The following is a 24873-nucleotide window of genomic DNA, read 5'->3' on the forward strand; positions in this document are numbered from 1 at the left end:
GTGTCGTCGTCCGCGAAGACGGCTCGGCTAGAGCATCTCGAGGTTCGAACGCAGCTCGAACGGCGTGACCTGTGCTCGGTAGTCTTTCCACTCCTGGCGCTTGTTCTTCAGCACGTAATTGAAGACGTGCTCGCCGAGAGTCTCGGCCACGAGCTCGCTGTCTTCCATGAGCGAGAGAGCGTGGTCGAGGCTTGCCGGCAGCTGGTTGTAGCCGAGAGCACGGCGTTCGGCGTCGGTGAGGCTCCAGACGTTGTCTTCGGCCTCGGCGGGGAGCTCATAGCCCTCCTCGATGCCCTTCAGGCCAGCGGCGAGCAGAAGTGAGAACGCGAGGTAGGGATTGGCCGCGGAGTCGATGGCGCGGTATTCGACCCGGCTCGACTGACCCTTGTTGGGCTTGTAGAGCGGCACGCGTACCAGGGCGGAGCGGTTGTTGTGGCCCCACGTGACGAAGCTCGGCGCCTCGTCGCCACCCCAGAGGCGTTTGTACGAGTTGACGAACTGGTTGGTGACGGCGGTGATCTCGGGGGCGTGCTTCAGCAGGCCGGCGATGAACTGGCGGCCGATCTTCGAGAGCTGGTATTCGGCGCCCGCCTCGTAGAAGGCGTTCGCGTCGCCCTCAAACAGCGAGAGGTGCGTGTGCATGCCCGACCCCGGGTGACCCTGAAGCGGCTTCGGCATGAACGTGGCGTACACGCCCTGCTCGATGGCGACCTCTTTGACCACGGTGCGGAAGGTCATGATGTTGTCGGCCATCGTCAGCGCATCGGCGTAGCGAAGGTCGATCTCGTTCTGGCCGGGGCCGGCCTCGTGGTGGCTGAACTCGACCGAGATGCCGAGGTCTTCGAGCATGCGCACCGAGCGTCGGCGGAAGTCGTGAGCGGTGCCACCCGGAACGTTGTCGAAGTAGCCGGCCGTGTCGACGGGCACGGGGCCCTCCGGGCCGATCTTCGACGACTTGAGCAGGTAGAACTCGACCTCGGGGTGCGTGTAGAAGGTGAAGCCGCGGTCGCCCGCGCGCGCCAGGGTCCGCTTGAGCACGTTCCGAGGATCCGACACACCCGGCGCGCCATCGGGCGTCGCGATATCGCAGAACATCCGGGCGGTGGGGTCTTCGGTGCCGCGCCAGGGAAGGATCTGGAAGGTGGTGGGATCGGGGTGCACCAGCACGTCCGCCTCGAACGACCGGGTGAGGCCCTCGATCGCCGAGCCGTCGATGCCGACGCCCTCGGCGAAGGCGCCCTCGACCTCGGCGGGAGCAATAGCCACCGATTTGAGGGTGCCGATCACGTCGGTGAACCAGAGTCGGATGAACTTGATGCCCCGCTCTTCGATGGTGCGAAGAACGAAGTCTGTTTGCTTGTCCATTCAGGCCCTTTCTGATGCCGGCTCGAAGCCATTAGTAGGCTAGTGGCTATGCCCCGACTCCGCTTGGCGCTCGCTCAGACCAACCCCGTCGTCGGGGATCTCGCGGGCAACGCAGACCAGATCGTCGAAGCCGCTCGCGCGGCCCGAGCAGCGGGAGCCGACCTCGTCGCCAGCGGTGAGATGAGTCTCACCGGCTATCCGATCGAAGACCTCGCGTCGCGCCCCAGCTTCTTGAAAGCGTCGAGGCACGCGGTCGAGCAGCTCGCCGAGCGGCTGCAGGCCGAGGGGCTCGGCGACCTCGCCGTCATCGTCGGGCATCCTGACGGTCCCTTCGAACCGCGACTACTCGACACGTCGAACGCCCCCACGGCGATCGCCAAGAACTGCGCCAGTGTGTTGCAGGGCGGGCGTGTCGTGACGACCACCGCCAAGTACCACCTGCCGAACTACTCCGTCTTCGACGAATACCGCGTCTTCATTCCCGGCGACGAACTGCTCGTCGTCCGTCTCAAAGGCGTCGACGTCGCCGTCATCATCTGCGAAGACCTCTGGCGTGACGGCGGCCCGGTCGGGCGCGTCATGGAGGCCGGTGCCGGCCTCCTGCTCGTGATCAACGCGAGCCCCTGGATCGCCGACAAAGACGAGGTGCGCCTCCCCCTCGTGACCCACCGCGCCACCGAGAACGACACCGTCGTCGCCTACGTGAACATCGTCGGCGGTCAAGACGACCTGCTCTTCGACGGCGACAGCGTCGTGGTCGACGGCTCGGGCGCGATCCTCGCCCGGGCGCCGCAGTGGAAAGAACACCTGCTCGTCGTCGATCTCGACCCCGAGCAGTCGACCGGCCGCACCATGCCGGCCGGCATCCGCCGCGTCGACGTCGACACGCGACCCGTCGGCCAGCTCGACGCCGTCGCGCCCGACATCGCCGAGCTCCCCGACGACCTCCAGCAGCTGTGGGAGGGCCTCGTCGTCGGCACCCGCGACTACATCGAGAAGAACGGCTTCAGGTCGGTGATCCTCGGCCTGTCCGGCGGAATCGACTCGGCCGTCTGCGCGGCCATCGCGGCCGACGCCATCGGTGGCGATCGCGTCTACGGAGTGTCGATGCCGTCGCAGTGGTCGTCCGACCACTCCCGCAGCGATGCCGACGACGTCGCCGAGCGCATCGGGGTGCAGTACTCCACCGAACCCATCGCCGATCTCGTCGCCCCGTTCGAGCGGCAGCTGAAACTGACCGGGCTCGCCGCCGAAAACGTGCAGGCCCGGGCGAGGGCGCTGATCCTGATGGGTCTTTCGAACCTCCACGGGCACCTCGTTCTCACGACCGGCAACAAGACCGAACTCTCGGTCGGCTACTCGACCATCTACGGAGACTCGGTCGGCGGCTTCGCCCCGATCAAAGACGTGCCGAAGACGATGGTCTGGGAGCTGGCGAAGTGGCGCAACCGGCATGCCGAGGCGCAGGGCTTGCGCGGCCCGATCCCCGAGAACTCCATCACAAAGCCGCCGTCGGCCGAACTCCGCCCGGGCCAGGTCGACGAAGACACGCTGCCGCCGTACGAGATCCTCGACGGGATTCTCGACGCCTACATCACGAAGGCTCTCGGTGCGGCCGACGTCGTCGCGCTCGGGTACGACGCCGACATCGTTGCGGAGGTGACGAAGCTCGTCGATCGATCGGAGTGGAAGCGCCGCCAGGGTGCGATCGGGCCGAAGATCTCGGGCATGGCCTTCGGGCGCGACCGCCGACTGCCGATCACGTACCGCCCGACGTCGCTGTAGGCGGCGCCCGGGCCTTAGCAGACGCCAAACGGACTAAGCGACGTGCCGCGGCACGTCGCCTAGTCCGTTTCAGGTGGCCTCGACCCGTTGTGAGGGGCTCGGCCACCGCTCTGTTTAGCTCAGCGGTCGCCCGCAGCCTCTTCGGCGGCCCACTTCTCGCTGTTTGCCTTGATGCGCTCGAGCGCGTGCTGGGCCTCTTCGCGGGTGGCGTAGGGCCCTGCCCGGTCGACGGCGGGCGACACCATGCCCTCCTCGACCTGATGCGTCTTCGTGTTGAACCAGAATTCGTGATCGCTGTCAGCCATGGATTGACCCTACCCCTGGCCGCCGACCCGTTTCGGTTGGCGGCCAGGGCGCTACTGCAGGCGCGCCCACGCCAGCTCGCTCAACCGAGCCCCCTCACGGCAGCACGGTCACGAACGACGCCGACGGCGAGACGCGCCGACCAGGCCCACGCCCGCGGCCCCTAGAGCGAGGGCGAGTGCGACGACACCGGCGATCCCCTGCGATCCGGTGAAGGCGAGCCGCAGTGGTGTGCTCGGCCCGGACACCGACCCGGAACCGGCGGCCGCCACAGGGTTCGGCGATGACGGGGGCCCGGACGGCTCCTCGCCCTGAGCGACGGGGATGAACACCCGGGGAGAAGGATCCGCCCCATCGGCATCACTCGAAGAGGTTGCGATCGCGATGTTGCCGAGGTCGGCTCCGTCTCCGGCGTAGGCCGGGTCGAGCGTGGTCGTGATGCGGAAGCTCGTCGACTCCCCCGGGCGGAGCGTGCGGTCGGACGCGCAGGTGACCCGCTGCCCCGTGGCGGTGCAGTCGTCGCCCGCGGTGAAGGTGAGGCCGCGCGGAAGGTCGTCGACCATGCCGACGTCGGTCGCCGGGGCCGTGCCGTTGTTCGTCGCCGTCATCACGTAGTCGAGCGAATCGCCCGGCGCGACGGTGTCTTTTCCCCCGCCGAGTACGGCGCGCTTGTCGGTCGTGAGTTCGGCCTTCGGCGGATCGGTCACCGGGATGGTGACAGGCTCGGAGGGGGTGCCTCCGTCGGCATCGTCGGGTGAGGTGGCCACTCCGATGTTTGCGAGGTCGGAGCCGTCGCCGACGTAGTCGGCGTCGAGCCGGGCGGTGAAGGTGAACGCCTTCGAGCCCGAGACGGCGAGGGTCTCGGTCGACGAGCAGGTCACGTTCTGGCCCGTGGCCGTGCAGCCATCGTCGGATGCCACGAAGTGGATACCGGCGGGCAGCGCGTCGGTGGCACCGATCGCGCGAGCGCTGGAGGGCCCCGCGTTCTGAGCGGTGATCGTGTAGGTGAAGTCTTCGCCGGGCGCGACGAGCTCGTCGGTCTGGTCGAGGAGTGCGTACGTCTTCGTCGTGCTGATCTCGGCCTGCGGTGTGAGGGCTGTGGACGCGGTGGCGGTGTTGTTCGACAGATCGCCGTCGTTCCGGTCGGCAGGCACCTCGACGGTGGCGGTGTTGTCGAGGACGCCCGTGGCTGCGGGATCGACCGTGCCGGTCAGGCGGTAGGTGGCGCTGCCTCCGGGATTGAGATCGGTGTGGGTGGCAAGCGTGTTGCCGGATCCTGACGCCTCATGACAGGCGGAGCCAGCCGAGGCGGCGCACGACCAGGTCACCCCCGACACGGACGACGGGACGGAATCGCGTACGAGGGCATTCGCCACGGGATTCTCGCCCGGGTTTGTCGCCGTGACCTCCCAGGAGATCGCCCGGCCGGGAACCACCTCGGCGGGCCCGGTCTTGGAGATGGCCAGGTCGGCGGGGACGGTCACCCGCAGGTTGTCGATCTCGTGAAGGTTTTTCGCCGTGCCGGTGGAGGCCGCGAAACCGAGACGGAGCGTGGGCGGCAGGCTCGCCTGGCCCGACCAGGTGTTGACGTCGACGTCGTCGAAGACGGTCTCGAGGGGAGTGTCGCCGCCACGGTTGGTCTGGACGGTGAACCTGACCGCCTTGCCCGCGGGCTGGATGCGGATGCGTGCCGAGCGTGCGCCGGCCCGGTCTCCCGTCATCAGCGAACCGCCGGGTGCCGGGGCGCCGAGTTGATAGGGGTAGCCGACGAGACCGTCGCCCGATCCGCGGACTGCGATCGAGCTCGGTGCCCTGCCCGGGCCCGAGTTGTTGAGGGGCAGACTGAAGTTGCCGAACTCGTCGAAGCCGATGCCGAGATAGCCGCCCGGCACGCCGGGGATGGTGCAGTCGCCGACGCTCGCGGTCGTCGACATGCAGGAATAGCCGAGCCCTGCGCCGTGAGCACCGGTGGCGGGCTGGGCGTCACCGTCGGCGAGAAAGAACGAAATACCGTCGCCGCCCAGTGCGTCGGCGTACATGCCGTAGTCGAAGGTGATGTCGAGGCCGAGGGTGGTGTCGAACGGCTCGTCGGTGATCCATGACCCCTTGTGATGCGCAGTGTCGGTCGTGAGCCGGAGCCAGCCGGTGTCGACGGCCGCGTCGTCGAGCAGCGTGCCGCCCGCGGCACCGGCGGTGAAGTTCTGCTCGAAGGGCAGGGGGAAGTCTCGGGGCGCTGCGCTCGCCTCTGCCGTCGCGGCGGGGAGAGCGAGCGCTGTGACAACGGCGGCGACGGCAACGGCCGCGACGGTGCGACGGGGTCTTGTGGGGTGCATGGGGGCCTTTCACGCGGGGATAATTCGGCCATATTGGCATCTGATATTGGTATGCGCAACCAGACCGGTCTGCCCCTGGGGATAACTACCGGGGCCGCTTCCAGCCGCTCGGGTACCGCGGTCGCCCGTACGCCGGCAAGGCCGGCTGACCCCTAAGCTGGAACGCATGCCCCGGGACTCACACGGTCATCTGACCCCCGGCCGGATCTCGCCGCTGCGACCGGTCCCCTCGTCGATCGTTCGTCCCGAGTACGTCGGCAAGGCGGCTCCCGCGGATTACATGGGCGGTGACGTCTACGACGCGGCCACCATCGAGTTGATCCGCGAGTCGAGCCGGATCGCCGCCGATGCCATCACCGCCGTAGGCGAGGCGATACGACCGGGCGTGACGACCGAGCAGCTCGACGTGATCGCGCACGACTACGTCACCAGCCACGGCGCCTACCCGTCCACCCTCGGCTACCGGGGGTTTCCGAAATCGGTGTGCACGTCGGTGAACGAGGTCATTTGCCACGGAATCCCCGACGACACCGTGCTGCTCGACGGCGACATCGTCAACATCGACATCACCGCGTACAAGAACGACGTTCACGGCGATACCAACCGCACGTTCGTCGTCGGCGACGCGCCCCAGACGACCGTCGACCTCGTCGAGCGCACCCGCGAAGCTCTGAACCGCGGCATCAAAGCCGTCGCCCCGGGGCGCCAGGTCAACGTGATCGGCCGAGCGATCGAGATGTACGCCAAGCGCTTCGGCTACGGGGTCGTCCGCGACTACACCGGCCACGGCGTCGGCCGCGCGTTCCACTCCGGCCTCATCATTCCCCACTACGACGCGCCGCAGTTCGACGACGTCATGGAGGTCGGGATGGTGTTCACGATCGAACCCATGCTCACGCTCGGCGGTGTCGACGCCGATATCTGGGCCGACGACTGGACGGTCACCACCCGCGACTTCTCTCTCACCGCCCAGTTCGAGCACACCATGGTCGTCACCGAGCGCGGCGCCGAAGTCCTCACCACCTACTAGACACTCCACCCCTCCCCTTTAGAAAGGCAGTTCCCCATGACCACCAAGGCAGTGGGCATCGACATCGGCGGTACCGGCATCAAAGGCGCCATCGTCGACGTCGAGTCGGGCGAGCTCGTCACCGATCGCATCAAGAAGCCGACCCCGGCGGGCGGCGAACCGGATGCCATCGTCGCCGTCGTCAAAGAGATCATCGAAGAGCTCGGCGACGACGCAACTGAACTGCACGTCGGCGTGTGCTTTCCCGCCGCCATCATGGATGGCAAGACCCTCTCGGCCGCCAACGTCTCGAAGAAGTGGATCGACTTCGAGGCCGAGAAGCTCTTCGAGTCGACCCTCGGAAAGCCGATCCACTTCGTCAACGACGCCGACGCCGCCGGGTACGCCGAGTCGCAGTTCGGTGCCGCGAAGGGTGTCGCAGGTCTCGTCATCATGACCACCCTCGGCACCGGTATCGGCACCGCACTCATCCACGACGGTGTCCTCATCGTCAACGCCGAGCTTGGCCACCTCGAGATCGAGGGCAAAGACTACGAGACGAAGGCCTCGTTCGCCGCCAAGGAGCGCGATGACCTCAGCTGGAAGCACTGGGCCAAGCGCCTGCAGAAGTACTACTCCCGCCTCGAGGCGCTGCTCTACCCTCGGTTGATCATCGTCGGCGGCGGCGTGTCGAAGCACTACGACGAATTCTTGCCGCTCCTCGACCTGCGCGCCGAGATCGTGCCGGCGAAGCTGCGCAACAACGCGGGCATCCTCGGGGCCGCGGCCCTGGCAGCCGAGTCGAAGCCGTCCTTCTAGGGCAGTCGTTTCGGGCCGTCGCTCGCAGGAGCGGCAGAACGATAACAGGCGAAGGATCCGGCACCCCGGCAACGGGCTGCTGGATCCTTCGCCTGTTTCGGTCGTGGGCGAATGGGCCGGCTAGTACGCCGGGTTCTGTCTTGCCTCGCAGCCGCTTGCGCAACCGGTGAGGCATGGACGGCCATCTATCTCGGCTCTACGTTGCCGCAGCGCTCTAGCGGTCTACCCGAGGGCTGGACGAGCAGTCTCATGCGCCCTCTGTCTGACCTTGCTCCGGGCGAGGTTTACCTAGCCGGTCGGTCACCCGAACCGCTGGTGGTCTCTTACACCACCGTTTCACCCTTACCCCGTCGCGCCTCCGAAGAGGGCGCCGTGGCGGTCTACTTTCTGTTGCACTGTCTCGCGGGTTGCCCCGGGTGGGTGTTACCCACCGCCCTGCTCTGTGGAGCCCGGACGTTCCTCGGCGCGATGCCCTTGCGAGCTCCGCGACGCGACCGTCTTGCCGACCCATTCGCGAGACAAGCCTAGCGGGGTGGGCTCGGGTCAGATGCCCGACTCGTCCGTCCGCACCAGGACGGCCTGGCTGTCGGGGCAGAGCAGCACGTCGTCGGGGGCGGCGGAACGGACCGCCGCCAGGTCGCTGCCGGTGAGTTCGACGCCGCTGGCGCTCGAGACCCGAGCACGCAGGTGGGAGGCTCCGACTCCGTAGCGCTCGCGCTGGCGCTCGTACAGGGCGAGGAGGTCGGCGGGGATGCGGCCGGCGATCGTCTCACGGTCGGCGATGGCGTGGCCTCGCTCGGATTCGATCTGGGCGAGCGACGCTTCGCGCGAGGTGGCGAGCTCGGTCTTCGAAGCGGCGATCGCGTCGAGTTCGGACTGCGTGCCGGCGACGACGGCGCTGGTCTGTTCGACCCGATCCATCACCTCCAGCTCGATGTCTTCGAGGTTGCTCTGCCTCGAGGCGAGTGCCGTGAGCTCCTGTTCGAGAGCCTGGATGTCTTTGGGCGCTGACGACGACTGGAGTCGTTCCCGATCTCTCGCGATTCGCGCCTCGACGACGGTCACGTCGGATTCGACGCGGGTCAGTTCGCGGCGAGCCGCCTCGAAGACGGCTTCTTCGGAAGTCAGGCGCACGCGGAGGGCGGCTGTCTGCTTCTCGTATTCGGCGAGCTGGGCGTTCTCGGGCAGCTGGCGAGCGCGGTGGGCAAGCTGCTGCGCTGTCGTGTCGAGGCGCTGCAGGTCGAGCAGGAGCGCCTGGTCGGCGGGGCTGGCTTTCTGGGGCATTAAGTCTCACTTGCGTTCGGTGCGGAAAGCGGAAGGAGCCGGTCTCACTGGAGGACGGCGAAATCCCAGGGGTCGGTGCGGAGCTCCGAGACGGAGACCTCGACGCCGGGAAGGGCGGCGCGCAGCTCTGCGGCCGCCGTGTCGAGCCAGAGCCATTCGCTGGCCCAGTGCGACACGTCGACGAGCGCCGGGCCCTGCCCGAGAAGCATGCGGTCGCGCGCGTCGGAGGCCGGGTGGTGGCGGAGGTCGCTGGTGATGTAGACGTCGGCGCCCACGACGGACGGGTTGTCGAGCAGCGAGTCGCCCGCACCGCCGCACAGGGCGACGGTCTGGATAACCCGGTCGGATGCCCCGGCCACGCGGACTCCCCCGGCGACCGGCGGCAGGATGTCGGCGAGGGCTCGGGCGAGAGCCACGAGTGTGACCCGCTGCGGCAGGCGCCCGACGATGCCGAGCCCGGTCGTGCCGGTGGAATCGCCAGACGACGTCTCGAGCGGAGCTTGATCGACGAGGCCCAATCGGGCTGCGATCGCTCGCGATGTGCCGGTCCCGACGACGTCGGCATTGGTGTGGGCAGCAAGAAGTGCGCAGGATCCGCGAATGAGTCGAGCGAGCACAGCGCCCTTGGTCGTGGACTCGGCGACGCTCGTCACACCGTGGAACAGCAGCGGGTGGTGGACGAGCAGCAGATCGGCGCCGACCTCGATCGCCTCATCGGCGGTATCGAGTACCGCGTCGACTGCAAGGTGAATGCGGCCCACAGTCGCGGTCGGATCACCAGAGACGAGCCCCGGGGAATCCCAGCCAGAGGCTCCCGAGAGGGGCCAGAGTGCTTCGACGGCTGCGCCGACGGCTTCGAGTGTGACCACCGGTCAAGCCTAGTCGACCGGCGATTCAGGCTCGGGCGGCGGTCGAGCCTGGGGAATCGGTAGCCGAGCCGTCAGGCGCGCTGGCCAATCGGTCGCCGGCCGGGCCCTTACGACCGTCGACAGCAACGACGATTACGAATGCCAGCACAAGCGCCGCTGCGAGACCCCCGACGACGGAGAGCTCGCGGGGCACGCCGTGCACCTGCACCAGCGACAGGAGGTACCCCTGCCAGGCGAAGGCGGACGACGTGGTTCGAATTAGTCCTTCGCCGATGACGACGCCGACGACGACCGCGAGAGCGAGGGTCAGACCGGACGAGCGGTTCGACATGCTGCCCGCGGCCGCCCGGGTGCGGAGCGCGATGCGCCCCAGGGCGATGCCGATCCAGGCCGCGGCCGGAACGGCGATCGCTCCGAGCGCGGCGGAGGGGGTGACCGGTGCACCGATGGCGTTGACGAGGACGGCTGCGATCACGACGACGACCGCGAGGGCGGAAAGCGAGGCGACCAGGATCCTGGTGCTCGCCCGGGCGGGAACGCCCGCCTCGGCACTGGGCTGGCCGGGTGATGTGGGGGTTCCGTGCTCGAGCAGTTCTTCGTCGGCGAGGCGGGCGCGCTCGGCGTGGACGTTCCTCGACGCGTCGTCGACCGCGGGGATGTCACCGGCGGTCACGACGGGGAGCTCTGCGGCCGTCTTGCGGAGTCGGAGCGGAACGAGTCCTTCGCCCGTGGGGGTCTGGTCGACCGTGACGAGCTCAGCGGCGGCGGCGTCTTTGTCAGCGCGCGGGTCTGCGTTCTTGCTTGAGCTCGCGTGTGCATCGAGCTCGGTCGGTGTCGACTCTGTGGTGGGCGGCGGCGTGCGGTCGACGGAGATGAGGGGCGGGCCGCTCTGAATCGGAATCACGCCGGTGAAGTGCAGGCGGGTCTTCTCGAGCTCTTCGAGAGCCTCGTCGGTGCCGATCCGGCGGATCTCGGCCTCCCAGGCGGCGAAGCGCGCGGCTTCGGTGGCGCGGAGCTGCATCTGCGCCTGCAAGATGCCGATCAGGTCGATCGTCGCGGTGTCGTCGGTGTGGCGTCCGACGAGAGGGACGAGGTGTTCGTCTTCCAGCGAGCCGCGCTCGGGAGGCTGGGGGAAGCTGCGCTCGACCGGCTCGGGAACGAGGGTGTCTTCGGGAAAGTCGTCGAGGTCGTTCGGAGCTGCGAGCGAGTCGTCGGTAGCTGCGCTCTCGGTGACCGGGCTGGTGATGACTGAGCCCTCGATGACTGCGGTCTCGGAGGTTGCGCTCACGGTGGGGATATCGTCGGTCTGAGGAGTCTCGGCGGGGCGTTCGTCGGCCTCCATGATGGCTGTCACCACCCCTAAACTGCTCGACTCGCGCTGGTGTTCCATGGCGGAATGATATGCGCTCACATGTCGGTATTTGTCATGACGCGCCGCGCACTCTCGTCTCACTCCCCCGTGAGTGTTCGTCATTGTCCCCGATCTGCTGATACCCGGCCCGATTCATCAGCAGATCGCGGACACTCACCCGGCTACCGACGGGCTGAGAGGCTGTAAGTGACTAATGCGGGTGACGGGGGTGAGCGCTTAGGGTGAGAGCGCCGATTGCACGTGCGCCTGTCAGCGTGCGTCGGCAAAGGCTTGTTCAGATCGTCTTCCGAGGGGGAAGCGCATGCATCGTTCCATCCGCCGCCGGGTCGCCGTCGGCCTCGCCACCGTGACCGTGTCGGCTCTCGTGGCCGTCGCCGGGGCTTCGGCGGCGGTGGCTGCGCCGTCGTCCAGCTTTCCGAAGGGCATCGATGTCTCGGAGTGGCAAAGCCACTTCCAGGGCAACCCCGACGTCGACTGGACCGCACAGAAGGCCGCCGGTGTGCAGTTCGCGCTCATCAAGGCGAGCGGCGGCTACAAGGTGACGAACGAGGCGTTCGCCGATCAGTGGAACGGCGCGTACAACGCGGGCCTTATTCGAGGTGCGTACCACCTCGCTGCTCCCAACCTGCCCTCGACGAATCTGACGAAGAACGCGATCACGCAGGCGGACTATTTCGCATCAAAGGCGTCTGACACCGCCCAGGGCAAGCTCTGGTCCGCTGGGGGCCAGACGTTGCCTCCGGTCCTCGACATCGAGAAGAACAATCAGCAGACGACGATCAACGCCTGCTTCGGCATGACGCCTACGCAGCTCCAATCGTGGATCAAGTCGTATTTGGCCGAGGTTACGGCGAAGGTCGGCCGCACCCCGATCATCTACACCTCGCGCGATTTCTGGACAGAGTGCGTCGGCAACTCGACGAAAACGTTCGCCGGAACCGCCCTCTGGCAGGCCAGCTACGACTCCACGGTCGGGGCCATCCCATCGAGCTGGGCGACCTGGACCATGTGGCAGTGGCGCGAGGGGAAGAACACCGCGGGCAACGGCGGCACCGACTACGACCAGGACGTCTACAACGGCACCCTCACGTCGCTCCACCTCCTCGCCGACCCCACCTACGGCCACGGCACGAGCACCGCGCCGCGTTTGCACGACTTCAACGGCGATAAGAAGAACGACCTGCTCGTGGTGTCGTCGGCCGGCGGGGCCTACTTCTACAAGGGCAACGCCAAGGGGTACCTCCTCTCGTCGTCGAGTGTCGCGATGGGCTCCGGCCTGAAGTCGTACAACGCCTTCGCTGCGGTAGGAAAGATCAAGTCGTCGGGGTATGCCGGCCTCTACGCGCGGTCGTCGTCGGGCACGCTGTACTACTTCCCGATCGGCGCCACGGGCAAACTGGGCACTCGCGTGACCGCCGCCAAAGGCTGGAGCGCCCTGTCGAACATCACCTCCGCCGGTGACTTCAATGGCGACGGTATCGCCGATCTCGTCGCGGTCGACAAGGTCGGAGTGCTCTGGGCCTACCTCGGCGCGGGCAACGGCACATTCAAGGGCCGCGTGCAGTTCGGCTCGGGCTGGAACTCCAAGACCGCACTCGTAGGCGCCGGCGACTTCACCGGAGACGGAAACGCCGACCTGCTCGCGCGCGACTCCGCCGGCCGACTCGCTCTGTACACGCACACCCCCTCGAGCGGCAGCCTCCGTGGCTCGACCCTGGCGAGCTCCGGCTGGAACAGCTACAAGCGCCTCTTCACCCCGGGTGACATCACCGGAGACGGCAAAGCCGATCTGATCGGTGTCGGCACCTCGGGCAAGACCTACCTGTTCCCCGGAACCGGCAAGGCCGCCACCCCGTTCGCCGCCCGCAAGGCCTTCGGAAGCTCGACGAGCTGGGGCACCAGGCTGTTCGTCGGCTGACCTGCCGATTACGGCCCAAGAAACGACAGAGAGCAGGATCCGAGACCTCGTGTGGTCTCGGATCCTGCTCTTTCGAGTGGAGCCTGATCCTCGCTCCATTCGATCCGCCGAATCGGATCGAAGCATTGCGACAGCTCGAGCCCTCAGCTCAACTGCTGCCACGCCGCGTGGCGACGCCTTCTTTCCGCTCAGAGAAAGAGGGGCGTCGTCCCCAAACCCGAACTTAGAGGTTCGGGCGCCCGGAATCCATAGGTTTGCAACGAGTTCATCGAACTGTTACAAACCGGGCCGGTCGGATTGTTTTGGCCACCCGCACCCTGAATATCAGCGAGAGGAGACGATCGATAACAGGTGTCGCGCAGATTCCATCCGCTCCGGCCGGACGAGGGCGGGGAAAAGCAACTCCCACATATCGCGAATACGGTCGAGCAGATCGCGTCGCTGGCGCAGAGTGTCGGAGACGAGCTGCACTCCGGTGTAGCTCGGGATGATGTACTCGGCCACTCGACGCGGGTCGAGATGCTCGAAGAGGTCGCCCTGCTCCTGGCCGAGGGTGACGAGGGTCTCGAACGAGTCGATCCACTCGAGGTAGGGGTTCTCTGCGGAGAGCTCCGACGCCGTGCCATCGGTGGTCAGGCGGATGCCGGCGCTCACGATGGTCTCGCTGATCAGCTGGTGAGCGAGGCTCGCGCACATGCGCAGCATCCCCTCCACAGCGCTCTCGGCCTCGGCTAGCGCTTTGCCGGCCGCCACGCGAGCGACCCTGTGCTGCTCGTCGATGACGGCGTTCGCGATCTCGTCTTTGGAGTGGAAGTGGAAGTACATCGCTCCCCGTGTGACACCGGCCTCGTCGGCGATGAGGTCGAGCGACGCGTTTGCGTAACCGCGAGCGTTGAAGACGGTGGCGGCGCCATGGATCACTGCTGCCCGTGTCGCGAGGGCTCTCTCCTGGGTCGGCACGAGTAGAGCGTACCGGGGTGGCCGAGGGAAACAGGTTGATCGGACTGTTTCGGTGAGGCGCCGAGGGAACGCCGGTGTCGCTCACCGTTTTACGCATTGCTGACCGATTATTCGGTGAGCGATGCCTAAAACGATTAGCGACGCGGCGCGAGACTGCCCGTGACCTGCTCGACGAGTGTGCGGCGTGCAGCTCGACCCTCTGGGGTCGGAAGGAGCGGATACACGTGCACCTGCTGGGGAGCTTCGAAGTAGGTGAGATCGGCGCCGAGAGCCTCGGCTCGCTCGGCGAGCAGGTGAGCGTCGGGATTGAGGATGTCGTGGGTTCCGCTGAACACCGTGATCGGGCCGACCGTGGCCAGGTCGCCCGAGAGCGGGCTCACCCGGAGGTCGTCGACCGGGAGCTCGCCGCGCCAGAGGTCGGCATAGACGATGCCGCCCGGTCGAGCGAGCCACGGGTCGTGCGGCTGCACGACGGGGATGCCGGGGTTCGTGAAGGAGAGGTCGAGGGCCGGCGAGATGAGGATCGTCCGCGCCGGGGCGACACTGTGTTCGGCCTGCAGGAGGAGCGCGGCAGAGAGAGCGATCTGCCCTCCGGCCGAGTCTCCGGCGAGAACCGCTCCCCCAAGGCGTCCGTGGACATCGAGGGCGATGCGAGTGACCTGCTCGACGACCTCGCCGGCGGTGCCGAACGGTGCCAACGGGTAGATCGGCACGGTGACCTCGACGTCGGCCTCGCGGGCGATCTGCGCGATCAGACTCCAGTGCTGGGTGACGATCTCGTTGACCCAGGCCCCACCGTGCAGGTAGACGACGCCGACGCGAGGGGCTGCGCCGGGCGTGGAGCCGGGCGAACTCGACCCGCTCGGCGTGACCGTGTAGATCGGCCACCCGCTGCTGCGGTCGAGAGCGACGTGCACTCCCCGAAGCCGCGCCGGTGGGGCAAAGGGTTGCGGGCGGATCCTTCGGTCTTCGATGTGGGCGCGTGCCTTCTCGGCGTCGACGAACGTGGCATTGGCGCGGGCGACACGAAGGAGGGCGGCGACCCCTCGGGCTGCGATGCTCGGCATGGGGTCGAGCCTAGGCCGCGAGTCTGATGACAGGAGGTCTTCCGGAGCGCGCTGCGCTCACGGGCCGCACGGGGCGTTGTCGATGCGCGGCTCGCCGGGGTTCCAGGGCCAGGTGAAGGGGGCGCTGGCCGGTTGGTGGTCGTAGATCGGATCTCCGTACGACGACAGGCCCCAGAAAATGGTCTCGTCAGAGGCCGTGCAGCGGAGGAAAGCCACGGAGGTGTAGACGCCCCGCTCGATCACTGCCGCGACGATGTCGTCGATGGCGTAGGCGGCGCGGATGACTTCGAACCGGCCATCGGCGACGCGTGCGCGGATGGCCTGGTCTGCGGCTTCCATGTCGAGATAGGTCGTGCCGGGTCGAAGGTCGTTTGGCCGCCGTGGCGCGACTACTTCGGTATCGCAGACCGGGCAGGAGTCGCGATTCGCCTCCGTCGAGTTGACGTCACGTCGCTCCGGAATCGGGTAGTCGCGGTCGGGACCGTACCTGACCTCGTGACCGGAATGCTCGCGGAGGCGCTGGATTACCTCAGCGGCGCGTCCCCGCAGAGCGACGGGGACGACGCCGTCCCACAGCTCAGGACGCGGAACCAGGACTTCTGGTTTTCGACCCGTGTCTTGGGTGATGAATCTCATCCGTCCACGCCATTCGGAATACACGATGGCGCGCGTGTCGTCGGGAGTTTTGCGCTCCGCCGCCCACGACAGCGCATAGCCGCCGCCCCGATAGAAGACTTTGTCAGCCTTGGAAGGCGACGCCGGCCGGCCCGGCTCTAAGGGGACTCCAGGAACGACGAGACCGTCAGCTGCTCGCTTCCACCACATGACTCGACTATGCCAGGTGTGGGAGCGGTGCTGTGCGGCCCGCTTGACTGTGCTGAGGTGGGCCCTACCGGGCTCGAACCGATGACATCCACGGTGTAAACGTGGCGCTCTACCAACTGAGCTAAAGGCCCGCTGCGTCGTGACGACGAGCGTGCGTCAATGCTAGCGGAACGAATTCGACGAACTCGAGCGGATCGGCCGATGTCGCGCGCCGCGGCGATGTGACGGTGGCCGATTTACGCGAGGTCGCGATCTTAGGAGACAGGCCCCTCTGGGAGAGGACAGGCTCAGACGACGACGGGCACCAGGGCGTCGAGCGAGGCGCGGTAGTCGGCCATGTCGCGCGCCTGCCCGGGAGCGGTCACGAACTGCTCCTGGATCACGCCGTCGATGTCGATCAAGAAGGTCGCACGGTTGGCAAAGCCCTTGTGCTCCAAGAAGACGCCGTATTCCTTAGCGACTTCGCCGTGGGGCCAGAAGTCGGCAAGGAGGTTGAATTCGTAGCCCTCGGCCTCGGCGAACGAGCGCAGGGTTGCCTTGGAGTCGACGGAGATGCCGATCAGCTCGACGCGGTGGTCTTGGAAGAGACCGATGTTGTCGCGGAGTTGGCACAGCTCGGTGGTGCAGGTGCTCGAGAAGGCGAGGGGAAAGAACACGAGGGCAACGGGCTTGACCCCGCGGAACTCCGACAGCCGGATGTGCTCGCCGAACTGGTTCGGCAGATCGAAGTCCGGTGCCTGGATGTCGTTCTCCAGAGCCATGTCGCGCTTCCTTTCGCGCCGCGGGTTTGGCGGTGTGTTCACGAGGCCGGACCCGGTGGGGCCGCGGCACGAGCGACAACACTACGCCCGGAGCCCCGCAAAGCAAGTGGCCGAGGATCCGACGTGGCTGAGAAGCACTGACGGCGCGGGTCACTAGAGTGGTCGGGTCGGGATCCTCCCGTCCTCACCCCTGGACGACGAAGTACCGGCAGCTCTGTGGCTTTTCATGTGGCCCGGGGTAAAAAAGCATCATGTTCCCCACAAAAGAACGAGGTCAAGGGTGTCGGTAAACGGTCAGGATCCCTATTCGGTCGACGATTTCGATCGGGATCCCGAAGAGACCGCGGAGTGGAAGGAGTCGCTCGACGGTCTCGTCGCGACTCACGGCCACGAGCGGGCTCGCGAGATCATGCTCAGTCTCCTGTCGAGGTCGCGCGACCTGCACGTCAACGTGCCGATGGTGCCCACCACCGACTACATCAACACGATCGCCGTCGAGAACGAGCCCGCGTTCCCCGGTGACGAAGACCTCGAGCGTCGCTACCGCAAGTGGATCCGCTGGAACGCGGCCATCACCGTGCACCGCGCGCAGCGGCCCGGCATCTCGGTCGGCGGCCACATCTCGACCTACGCCTCTTCGGCCGCGCTGTACGAGGTCGGCTACAACCACTTCTTCCGTGCCCAGGGTGCTCCGGGTGGTGGCGACCAGATCTTCTTCCAGGGCCACGCCTCCCCCGGCATGTACGCCCGCTCATTCCTCGAGGGTCGCCTCGACGAGCACGCTCTCGACGGCTTCCGCCAAGAGAAGTCGCACGGCGACGGCGGCTTGTCGTCGTACCCGCACCCGCGCCTCATGCCCGACTACTGGCAGTTCCCGACCGTGTCTATGGGTCTCGGCCCGATCAACGCGATCTACCAGGCGCAGCAGGCGAAATACCTCACCAACCGCGGCATCAAAGACGCCTCTGACCAGCAGGTCTGGGCGTTCCTCGGCGACGGCGAGCTCGACGAGGTCGAGAGCCGCGGGCAGCTGCAGGTCGCTGCCAACGACGGGCTCGACAACCTCAACTTCGTGATCAACTGCAACCTGCAGCGTCTCGACGGCCCCGTGCGCGGTAACGGCAAGATCATCCAGGAGCTCGAGAGCTTCTTCCGCGGGGCCGGATGGAACGTCATCAAGGTCGTCTGGGGTCGCGAATGGGACGAGCTGCTGTCGCGCGACGACGACGGCGCGTTGCTCAACCTCATGAACCGCACGCCCGACGGCGACTACCAGACCTACAAGGCCGAGTCGGGTGCCTACGTCCGCGAGAACTTCTTCGGACGCGACCCGAAGGCCCTCGAGCTGGTCAAGAACTACTCCGACGACGACGTCTGGCACCTCAAGCGCGGTGGCCACGACTACCGCAAGGTCTACGCGGCCTACAAGGCAGCGGTCGAGCACAAGGGCCAGCCGACGGTCATCCTCGCCAAGACGGTCAAGGGCTACGGCCTCGGCCCGTCGTTCGAGGGCCGCAACGCGACCCACCAGATGAAGAAGCTGACCCTCGACGGGCTGAAGGCGTTCCGCGACGAGATGAGCATCCCCATCTCCGACGCGACGCTCGAAGAGAACCCCTACCTCCCGCCGTACTACCACCCCGGTCAGAACGACGAAGCGATCGAGTACCTGCAGGCGCGTCGCCGCGAACTCGGCGGGTACATCCCCGAGCGTCGCAGCAAATACACGCAGATCCCGGTGCCCGAAGAGAATTCGTACGCGATCGTCAAGAAGGGCTCGGGCAAGCAAGAGATCGCCACGACGATGGCCTTCGCCCGCCTGCTGAAAGACCTGCTCCGTGCGCCCGACTTCGGTCACCGCATCGTGCCGATCATTCCCGACGAGGCGCGCACGTTCGGCATGGATGCCTACTTCCCGACGTCCAAGATCTACAACCCCAACGGCCAGACCTACACGTCGGTCGACCGTGAGCAGCTCCTCGCTTACAAAGAGAGCCCGCAGGGGCAGATCATCCACGTCGGCATCAACGAGGCGGGCGCGTTCGCAGCGTTCACCGCGGCCGGCACGAGCTACTCGACTCAGGGCGAGCCGCTCATCCCGGTCTACGTCTTCTACTCGATGTTCGGCTTCCAGCGCACGGGTGACGCCATGTGGGCGGCCGGCGACCAGATGGCGCGCGGCTTCATCATCGGCGCGACGGCGGGTCGCACGACCCTGACCGGTGAAGGCCTCCAGCACGCCGACGGCCACTCGCAGCTACTCGCTTCGACCAACCCCGCGGTGGTCAGCTACGACCCGGCCTACGGCTACGAGATCGGCCACATCGTCAAGGCCGGCATCGAGCGCATGTACGGCACCGACGACGAGGGCAACGCGACGCACAGCGACCCCAACGTCATGTACTACATCACCGTCTACAACGAGCCGATGCAGCAACCGGCCGAGCCCGAGGGCGTCGACGTCGAGGGGATCACCCGCGGAATTCACCGGATCAAGTCGGCCGAGAACCTCGGCCCCCGTGCCCAGCTTCTCGCGTCGGGTGTCGGTGTGCCGTGGGCTCTCGAGGCGCAGCAGCTCCTCGCCGAAGACTGGAACGTCGCGGCCGACGTCTGGAGCGTCACGAGCTGGACCGAGCTGCGCCGCGACGGCCTCGCCGCCGACGAGCACAACTTCCTCTACCCGAACGACGAGCCGAAGAAGGCCTACGTCACTGAGAAGCTCGAGGGCACCGAGGGCCCGGTCATCGCGGTCTCCGACTTCATGCACGCGGTGCAAGACCAGATCCGTCAGTTCGTTCCGAGCGACTACTACACGCTCGGTGCCGACGGCTTCGGTTTCTCGGACACTCGCCCCGCCGCCCGTCGCTTCTTCAAGATCGACGGCCCGTCGATGGTGGTCCGCACCCTGCAGGCTCTCGCCAAGCGTGGCGAAGTCGACCCGAGCGTCGTGCAGCAGGCGATCGACCGCTACCAGCTCCACGAGGTGACGGCCGGAACCTCCGGCTCCGCCGGCGGGGAGAGCTGATCCGGTCGTGAGCGCCTCGCGCACTCAAGACCCAGCGGCGAAGCAGAAGACGCTGGCGTGGTTGCGCACGGTGTCGGGTGAGTTCGCCACGGCGACCATCAAGAAGCTCGACGAGACGCTGCCCTGGTACGGCTCCATGCCACCGGGGCGGCGTTCCGCCGTCGGCCTCGTGGCACAGGCGGGCATCACGTCGTTCATCAGCTGGTTCGACGACCCCAAGGCCACGCCTTGGATCGCCGCCGACGTCTTCGGCGCGGCACCGCGCGAGCTGCTCCGAAGCGTCAGCCTGCAGCAGACGCTCCAGCTGATCCGCGTGACCTGCGAAGTGGTCGAAGACCGTGTGCAAGATCGCGACAGCTTCCTGCGCGAGGCGATCCTGCTTTACTCGCGAGAGATCGCCTTCGCCGCGGCCGACGTGTACGCCCGAGCCGCCGAGGCTCGTGGCCTGTGGGACGCCCGTCTCGAAGCTCTCGTCGTCGACTCGATCCTGTCGGGCGAATACGACGACGAGCTTCCGTCGCGCATCGCGGCTCTCGGCTGGCACGGCCATGGAGCCGTCTCCGTGCTCGTCGGCACGGCGCCCCGCATGCTCGACGTCGATGTGCTGCGCCGGACGGCGCGCCACCTCGACGCCGACGTGCTCATCGGGGTGCAGGGCTCGCGGCTCGTTCTCGTGATCGGGCGCGCCGACTCCGACGATGCAACCGAAGGATCCCCCGGCTCGGCCTCCCCCGCCACGACTCTCCCGGCAGTGGCGTCGGGTTCTGCGGGCTCGACGAAGCACCACCCCACCTTCACCGAGATCGCCTTGGCCCTCGAGCCGGGGTTCGGCGACGGGCCCCTGGTGCTCGGGCACGAAGTCCCCGGCCTCGTCGACGCCTCCGGCAGTGCCAAGGCCGCTCTCGCCGGTTTCGCGGTCGCGCGCTCGTGGCGCAACGCGCCCCGGCCGGCGCAGGCCGACGACCTCCTTCCCGAGCGCGCCCTCGCCGGAGACCCTGTGGCGCGGTCGACACTCGTCAACCGCATCTATCGGCCTCTCAAGGCGCACTCCTCCGAACTGCTGGCGACTCTCTGGTGCTATCTCGACAACGGTCGATCGCTCGAGGCGACCGCCCGCGAGCTCTTCGTGCACCCGAATACCGTGCGCTATCGACTCAAGCGCGTCACCGACGTGATCGGCTGGGACGCCACCGGTGCGCGAGAAGCCCTCATTCTGCAGTCGGCTCTCATCCTCGGCTCGATCGCCGACCCGGATGCACCGACGAAGTCGACTCGCAAGGCACCGGGCGCCAAGTGATTCGACTCTCCCGTGTGACGACTTCGCACAACGGTTTCGCCGATTCTTGGTCGAGTCGCCACACCGCCCCGGTCCGAATGATTGGCAGGATAGACCGGTGATCGTTCTCGTAGCCCCCGGGCAAGGTTCGCAGACCCCCGGCTTCCTCTCCTCTTGGATTACCGACCCGACGCTCAAGGAGCAGCTCGAGCAGCTCTCGGAGGCCTCCGGCGTCGATCTCGTCGCCCACGGCACCACTTCCGACGCCGACACCATTCGCGACACCGCGGTGGCTCAGCCCCTCATCGTCGCCGCAGGGCTGCTCACGGCTCGGGCTCTCTTCGAGCGCGTCTCCCCCGGCGCCATCGCGGGCGTGGCCGGGCACTCCGTCGGCGAGTTGACCGCCGCCGCCCTGGCCGGTGTCGTCACCGAGGCCGATGCCGTGTCTCTCGTCACCGTTCGGGCTCGGGCGATGGCCGAAGCGGCGGCCGCGGCCCCCACCGGCATGAGCGCCGTGCTGGGAGGCGACGAGGCGGAACTCCTCGCCCTGCTCGACGACCTGGGCCTCCAGCCCGCCAACTTCAACGGTGGCGGCCAGATCGTCGTCGCCGGCGACCTCGACGCCCTCGCCGCCCTGGCCGACGCGCCGCCGGCCAAGGCGCGGGTCATCCCGCTCAAGGTCGCCGGCGCCTTCCACACGCGCTTCATGTCGACGGCTGTCGAGCCGCTCCGCGTGGCGGTTGCGGGCGTCTCGGTGAGCGACCCCGCTACCCGGCTCTGGTCGAACGCCTCCGGCGACGAGATCAGCGGGGGCCGTGAATTCTTCGACCTCCTCGTGGGCCAGGTAGCAAGCCCGGTTCGCTGGGACAAGACCATGGAGTCGTTCCAGGCGGCCGGTATCACCGGCCTCATCGAACTCGCTCCGGCCGGAGCCCTGACGGGCCTGGCAAAGCGCGGACTGCGCGCCCCCGACGGCGGCAAGCTTCCGACCGTCGCCATTACTTCACCCGACGACCTCCAGGCCGCCGTCGATCTGCTCGAGGGAGCTTCTGCATGACCAACCCGACACCCGCTCTGCTGCAGAATCCTCAGAGGCAGTTCACCCGGATCCTGAGCTTCGGCGCAGCCCGCGGCGACGTCGTCGTGCCCAACGCCGACATCATCGAGCCGATCAACTCGTCTGACGAGTGGATCCGGCAGCGTACCGGCGTGATCACACGCATGCGAGCGAGCCGAGAGATCGACGCGATCGACCTCGCCGAGACCGCCTCCCGGGAGGCCATCGAGAAGGCGGGCATCGACCCCGCGAAGATCGGCGCCGTGCTCGTCGCGACGATCAGCAACACGGTGCCGACGCCGTCGATGGCGGCACTGCTCGCCGAGCGAGTCGGTGCGAACCCGGCCGCTGCGTACGACATCAGCGCAGCCTGCGCCGGCTACACCTACGGAATCGCCCAGGCCGACGCGCTCATCAAGTCCGGAATCGCCGAGTACGTGCTCGTCGTGGGGGCCGAGAAGCTCTCCGACGTCATCGATCCGACCGATCGTTCGATCTCGTTCCTACTCGCCGACGGCGCCGGTGCGGCGATCGTCGGGCCGAGCGAGACCCCCGGAATCTCGCCCACCGTCTGGGGCTCCGACGGGTCGAAATGGGAGACCATCGGCATGACCGCCACGACGCGCGAATACCGCGAGGGCGCGGGAGAGGTCGCCTGGCCGACCATTCGCCAGGAGGGCCAGACCGTGTTCCGCTGGGCCGTCTGGGAGATGGCCAAGGTCGCCAAGCAGGCTCTCGAGAAGGCTGGCATCGAGGCCTCCGACCTCGCCGCCTTCGTGCCACACCAGGCCAACATGCGCATCATCGACGAGTTCGCCAAGCAGCTCAAGCTTCCCGAGACCGTCGCGATCGGTCGTGACATCGAGACGACCGGCAACACGTCGGCCGCGAGCATTCCCCTGGCCACGCACCGCCTTCTCGCCGAACACCCCGAGCTGTCGGGCGGTCTGGCACTCCAGATCGGCTTCGGCGCGGGTCTCGTTTTCGGTGCCCAGGTGGTCGTTCTGCCCTGACCCCCGAGCACCTCGCACCCGCGGGGCACTCGAACCGGTTCCGCGCGCCGTGCACCCGCGTGGTAACCGTGCAATAAGATCTACCCGGTCACACCGTCACCCCCAAGGAGAGAAACAATGGCACAGTCCACCGAAGAAGTCCTGGCCGGCCTGGCCGAGCTCGTCAACGACGAGACGGGTATCGCCACCGACACCGTCGAGATGGACAAGTCGTTCACCGACGACCTCGACATCGACTCCATCTCGATGATGACCATCGTCGTCAACGCCGAAGAGAAGTTCGACGTCAAGATCCCCGACGACGAGGTCAAGAACCTCAAGACCGTCGGCGATGCAGTCAACTTCATCACCAAGGCGCAGGGCTAAGAGTCCTTCTGCTCGGCCCGCGTCCTCTCGACGCGGGCCGAGCGCTGTTTCCGGGGTGCGCCGCATCCCGACCACTTAGGAGACCACTGTGACCACAAGCACCCCCAAAAAGATCGTCGTCACCGGCATCGGCGCGACGACGCCCCTCGGCGGCACTTTCACTGCCAGCTGGGAAGCCCTGCTCGCCAAAGAGAGCGGCATCTCGACCATCGAGGCAGACTGGGTCGAGGCGTACGACCTCCCCGTCCGTTTCGCAGGTCAGATCAAAGTCAACCCGTCCGAGGTGCTCACCCGTCAAGAGACGAAGCGACTCGACCCGTCGAGCCAGTACGCACTCATCGCCGCCCGTGAGGCATGGGCTGACGCCGGCTCCCCCGATGTCGTGCCCGAGCGTCTGCTCGTCGACTGGGCGACAGGGATCGGCGGCATTTGGACTCTGACCGACGGCATGGACACCCTGCGCGAAAAGGGCCCCCGCCGCGTGCTGCCCATGACGGTTCCGATGCTGATGGCCAATGGCCCGGCAGCGGCCGTGTCGATGGACCTCGGTGCCCGCGCCGGAGCCCGCACGGTGCTCTCCGCGTGCGCGTCGAGCACCGAGTCGCTCGTGAACGCCTACGAGCACCTGCAGCTCGGCCACGCCGACATCGTCGTCACGGGCGGGTCGGAAGCAGCGATCCACCCGCTTCCCCTGGCCGCGTTCGCCTCCATGCACGCTCTGTCGACGCGTGCCGACGACCCGGCGACCGCCTCGCGTCCCTACGACGTCACGCGCGACGGCTTCGTGCTCGGCGAAGGAGCGGGAGCGCTCGTCCTCGAGACAGAAGAGCACGCCCTGGCCCGTGGCGCCCGCATCTATGCTGAGGTGTTGGGTGGCGGAGTCACGAGCGACGCCTTCCACATCACCGCGCCCGACCCCGAGGGCACCGGGGCTGCGCGCGCCGTCATCGAAGCGCTGAGCTCGTCCGACGTCGAGCGTGAGCAGGTCGTGCACATCAACGCGCACGCGACCTCGACCCCAGTGGGCGACGTCGCCGAATACCACGCTCTCCTCCGCGTCTTCGGCGACCACCTGCCCAACATCGCGATCTCGGCCACCAAGGCGTCGACCGGTCACCTCCTCGGTGGCGCGGGTGCTATCGAGGCGGCCTTCACCGTGAAGGCGCTGAGCAGCCGAACCGCTCCCCCGACGATCAACACGACGCAGACCGACGACGAGATCGACATCGACCTCGTCACGGAGCCTCGGGCTCTCCCCGCCGAGGGTGAGATCGTGGCGATCTCGACGTCGTTCGGGTTCGGCGGCCACAACGCCGTGATCGCGCTGCGGAGCTGGCCTCAGGCGTAGCCGCACGCGCACGAAGGCCCGACCACCCCGCGGGGTGGTCGGGCCTTCGTCTTGCGCCCTCCCCGATGTCGAACGGGAGGGCACGTGAAGCAGCTTGCGGAGGGTCGACGCCTGTGCG

The 24873-nt window shown here is 67.3% G+C and carries 20 protein-coding genes, 1 tRNA gene and 1 other RNA gene; 10 read left to right on the forward strand and 12 right to left on the reverse strand.

Annotated elements, in window-relative coordinates; translation table 11 throughout:
- Positions 1–27: 27 nt before the first annotated feature.
- Positions 28–1365 carry a glutamine synthetase family protein gene (locus ASF54_RS01955; RefSeq protein WP_055958161.1) on the reverse strand — a complete coding sequence of 446 codons (1338 nt, stop codon included), beginning with the start codon at positions 1363–1365 and terminating at the stop codon, positions 28–30.
- Between the two features lie 48 nt (positions 1366–1413).
- On the opposite strand from ASF54_RS01955, the gene ASF54_RS01960 reads away from it, so the two are divergent.
- Entirely contained in the window at positions 1414–3150 is a 1737-nt protein-coding gene (locus ASF54_RS01960) for an NAD+ synthase (protein WP_055958163.1), read from the forward strand.
- Positions 3151–3269: 119 nt separating this feature from the next.
- Here ASF54_RS01960 and ASF54_RS01965 read toward each other — a convergent pair whose 3' ends face one another.
- Positions 3270–3455: an SPOR domain-containing protein gene (locus ASF54_RS01965; RefSeq protein ID WP_055958165.1), complete on the reverse strand. Its 186-nt coding sequence runs from the start codon at positions 3453–3455 to the stop codon at positions 3270–3272.
- Positions 3456–3563: 108 nt separating this feature from the next.
- On the reverse strand, positions 3564–5786 hold the full coding sequence (locus ASF54_RS01970) for a lectin-like domain-containing protein (RefSeq protein WP_055958166.1): 2223 nt from the start codon (positions 5784–5786) through the stop codon (positions 3564–3566).
- 166 nt (positions 5787–5952) lie between these two features.
- Here ASF54_RS01970 and map point away from each other — a divergent pair, with 166 nt between their 5' ends.
- Positions 5953–6816: a type I methionyl aminopeptidase gene (map, locus tag ASF54_RS01975; RefSeq protein WP_055958169.1), complete on the forward strand. Its 864-nt coding sequence runs from the start codon at positions 5953–5955 to the stop codon at positions 6814–6816.
- A 36-nt stretch (positions 6817–6852) separates the two neighbouring features.
- Positions 6853–7614, forward strand: coding sequence for a polyphosphate--glucose phosphotransferase (gene ppgK, locus ASF54_RS01980; RefSeq protein ID WP_055958172.1), 762 nt, complete (start codon positions 6853–6855; stop codon positions 7612–7614).
- Positions 7615–7722: 108 nt separating this feature from the next.
- Here ppgK and rnpB read toward each other — a convergent pair.
- The 4 genes from rnpB to ASF54_RS01995 form a co-directional block, all read right to left on the reverse strand.
- Positions 7723–8124, reverse strand: an RNA gene (gene rnpB, locus ASF54_RS10345) — RNase P RNA component class A.
- Positions 8125–8157: 33 nt separating this feature from the next.
- Positions 8158–8898 carry a zinc ribbon domain-containing protein gene (locus tag ASF54_RS01985; RefSeq protein ID WP_055958175.1) on the reverse strand — a complete coding sequence of 247 codons (741 nt, stop codon included), beginning with the start codon at positions 8896–8898 and terminating at the stop codon, positions 8158–8160.
- A gap of 44 nt (positions 8899–8942) precedes the next feature.
- Positions 8943–9767 carry a Nif3-like dinuclear metal center hexameric protein gene (locus ASF54_RS01990; RefSeq protein ID WP_055958178.1) on the reverse strand — a complete coding sequence of 275 codons (825 nt, stop codon included), beginning with the start codon at positions 9765–9767 and terminating at the stop codon, positions 8943–8945.
- Between the two features lie 25 nt (positions 9768–9792).
- Positions 9793–11157, reverse strand: a complete 1365-nt coding sequence (locus tag ASF54_RS01995) for a hypothetical protein (protein ID WP_157509980.1) — start codon at positions 11155–11157, stop codon at positions 9793–9795.
- A gap of 283 nt (positions 11158–11440) precedes the next feature.
- On the opposite strand from ASF54_RS01995, the gene ASF54_RS02000 reads away from it, so the two are divergent.
- The gene (locus ASF54_RS02000; protein WP_055958184.1) at positions 11441–13057 is read left to right on the forward strand and encodes a GH25 family lysozyme; all 1617 of its coding nucleotides are present in this window, start codon (positions 11441–11443) and stop codon (positions 13055–13057) included.
- Between the two features lie 324 nt (positions 13058–13381).
- Here ASF54_RS02000 and ASF54_RS02005 read toward each other — a convergent pair whose 3' ends face one another.
- From ASF54_RS02005 to ASF54_RS02025, 5 genes are all read right to left on the reverse strand, one after another.
- Positions 13382–14017 carry a ScbR family autoregulator-binding transcription factor gene (locus tag ASF54_RS02005; protein WP_084815874.1) on the reverse strand — a complete coding sequence of 212 codons (636 nt, stop codon included), beginning with the start codon at positions 14015–14017 and terminating at the stop codon, positions 13382–13384.
- Positions 14018–14151: 134 nt separating this feature from the next.
- Complete coding sequence (locus ASF54_RS02010; protein WP_055958190.1) at positions 14152–15084, reverse strand: alpha/beta hydrolase fold domain-containing protein; 933 nt, start codon at positions 15082–15084, stop codon at positions 14152–14154.
- Between the two features lie 57 nt (positions 15085–15141).
- Positions 15142–15720: a hypothetical protein gene (locus ASF54_RS02015; RefSeq protein WP_055958192.1), complete on the reverse strand. Its 579-nt coding sequence runs from the start codon at positions 15718–15720 to the stop codon at positions 15142–15144.
- Positions 15721–15967: 247 nt separating this feature from the next.
- Positions 15968–16040: transfer RNA gene (locus tag ASF54_RS02020), tRNA-Val, on the reverse strand.
- A gap of 156 nt (positions 16041–16196) precedes the next feature.
- Entirely contained in the window at positions 16197–16670 is a 474-nt protein-coding gene (locus ASF54_RS02025; protein ID WP_055958195.1) for a peroxiredoxin, read from the reverse strand.
- A gap of 280 nt (positions 16671–16950) precedes the next feature.
- On the opposite strand from ASF54_RS02025, the gene aceE reads away from it, so the two are divergent.
- From aceE to ASF54_RS02055, 6 genes are all read left to right on the forward strand, one after another.
- Positions 16951–19695 carry a pyruvate dehydrogenase (acetyl-transferring), homodimeric type gene (gene aceE, locus ASF54_RS02030; RefSeq protein WP_055958198.1) on the forward strand — a complete coding sequence of 915 codons (2745 nt, stop codon included), beginning with the start codon at positions 16951–16953 and terminating at the stop codon, positions 19693–19695.
- A gap of 7 nt (positions 19696–19702) precedes the next feature.
- Positions 19703–20992, forward strand: a complete 1290-nt coding sequence (locus ASF54_RS02035; protein ID WP_055958201.1) for a PucR family transcriptional regulator — start codon at positions 19703–19705, stop codon at positions 20990–20992.
- Positions 20993–21089: 97 nt separating this feature from the next.
- Entirely contained in the window at positions 21090–22028 is a 939-nt protein-coding gene (locus ASF54_RS02040) for an ACP S-malonyltransferase (RefSeq protein ID WP_055958205.1), read from the forward strand.
- The gene (locus ASF54_RS02045; protein ID WP_055958208.1) at positions 22025–23041 is read left to right on the forward strand and encodes a beta-ketoacyl-ACP synthase III; all 1017 of its coding nucleotides are present in this window, start codon (positions 22025–22027) and stop codon (positions 23039–23041) included. The genes ASF54_RS02040 and ASF54_RS02045 overlap by 4 nt, the downstream gene beginning before the upstream one ends.
- A gap of 117 nt (positions 23042–23158) precedes the next feature.
- Positions 23159–23407, forward strand: coding sequence for an acyl carrier protein (locus ASF54_RS02050; protein ID WP_055958210.1), 249 nt, complete (start codon positions 23159–23161; stop codon positions 23405–23407).
- Between the two features lie 88 nt (positions 23408–23495).
- Complete coding sequence (locus ASF54_RS02055; protein ID WP_055958213.1) at positions 23496–24755, forward strand: beta-ketoacyl-[acyl-carrier-protein] synthase family protein; 1260 nt, start codon at positions 23496–23498, stop codon at positions 24753–24755.
- Positions 24756–24873: the final 118 nt, after the last annotated feature.

The sequence above is a fragment of the Frondihabitans sp. Leaf304 genome (assembly GCF_001423105.1).
In the GTDB taxonomy this organism is placed as follows: Bacteria; Actinomycetota; Actinomycetes; order Actinomycetales; family Microbacteriaceae; genus Frondihabitans.

Bases quoted from the DNA above. Each gene is read 5' to 3' on its own strand.
- ASF54_RS01955 (WP_055958161.1), bottom strand. From the start codon at position 1,365: ATGGACAAGCAAACAGACTTCGTTCTTCGCACCATCGAAGAGCGGGGC.
- ASF54_RS01960 (WP_055958163.1), top strand. From the start codon at position 1,414: ATGCCCCGACTCCGCTTGGCGCTCGCTCAGACCAACCCCGTCGTCGGG.
- ASF54_RS01965 (WP_055958165.1), bottom strand. From the start codon at position 3,455: ATGGCTGACAGCGATCACGAATTCTGGTTCAACACGAAGACGCATCAG.
- ASF54_RS01970 (WP_055958166.1), bottom strand. From the start codon at position 5,786: ATGCACCCCACAAGACCCCGTCGCACCGTCGCGGCCGTTGCCGTCGCC.
- map (WP_055958169.1), top strand. From the start codon at position 5,953: ATGCCCCGGGACTCACACGGTCATCTGACCCCCGGCCGGATCTCGCCG.
- ppgK (WP_055958172.1), top strand. From the start codon at position 6,853: ATGACCACCAAGGCAGTGGGCATCGACATCGGCGGTACCGGCATCAAA.
- ASF54_RS01985 (WP_055958175.1), bottom strand. From the start codon at position 8,898: ATGCCCCAGAAAGCCAGCCCCGCCGACCAGGCGCTCCTGCTCGACCTG.
- ASF54_RS01995 (WP_157509980.1), bottom strand. From the start codon at position 11,157: ATGGAACACCAGCGCGAGTCGAGCAGTTTAGGGGTGGTGACAGCCATC.
- ASF54_RS02000 (WP_055958184.1), top strand. From the start codon at position 11,441: ATGCATCGTTCCATCCGCCGCCGGGTCGCCGTCGGCCTCGCCACCGTG.
- ASF54_RS02010 (WP_055958190.1), bottom strand. From the start codon at position 15,084: ATGCCGAGCATCGCAGCCCGAGGGGTCGCCGCCCTCCTTCGTGTCGCC.
- ASF54_RS02015 (WP_055958192.1), bottom strand. From the start codon at position 15,720: ATGAGATTCATCACCCAAGACACGGGTCGAAAACCAGAAGTCCTGGTT.
- ASF54_RS02025 (WP_055958195.1), bottom strand. From the start codon at position 16,670: ATGGCTCTGGAGAACGACATCCAGGCACCGGACTTCGATCTGCCGAAC.
- ASF54_RS02045 (WP_055958208.1), top strand. From the start codon at position 22,025: ATGACCAACCCGACACCCGCTCTGCTGCAGAATCCTCAGAGGCAGTTC.
- ASF54_RS02050 (WP_055958210.1), top strand. From the start codon at position 23,159: ATGGCACAGTCCACCGAAGAAGTCCTGGCCGGCCTGGCCGAGCTCGTC.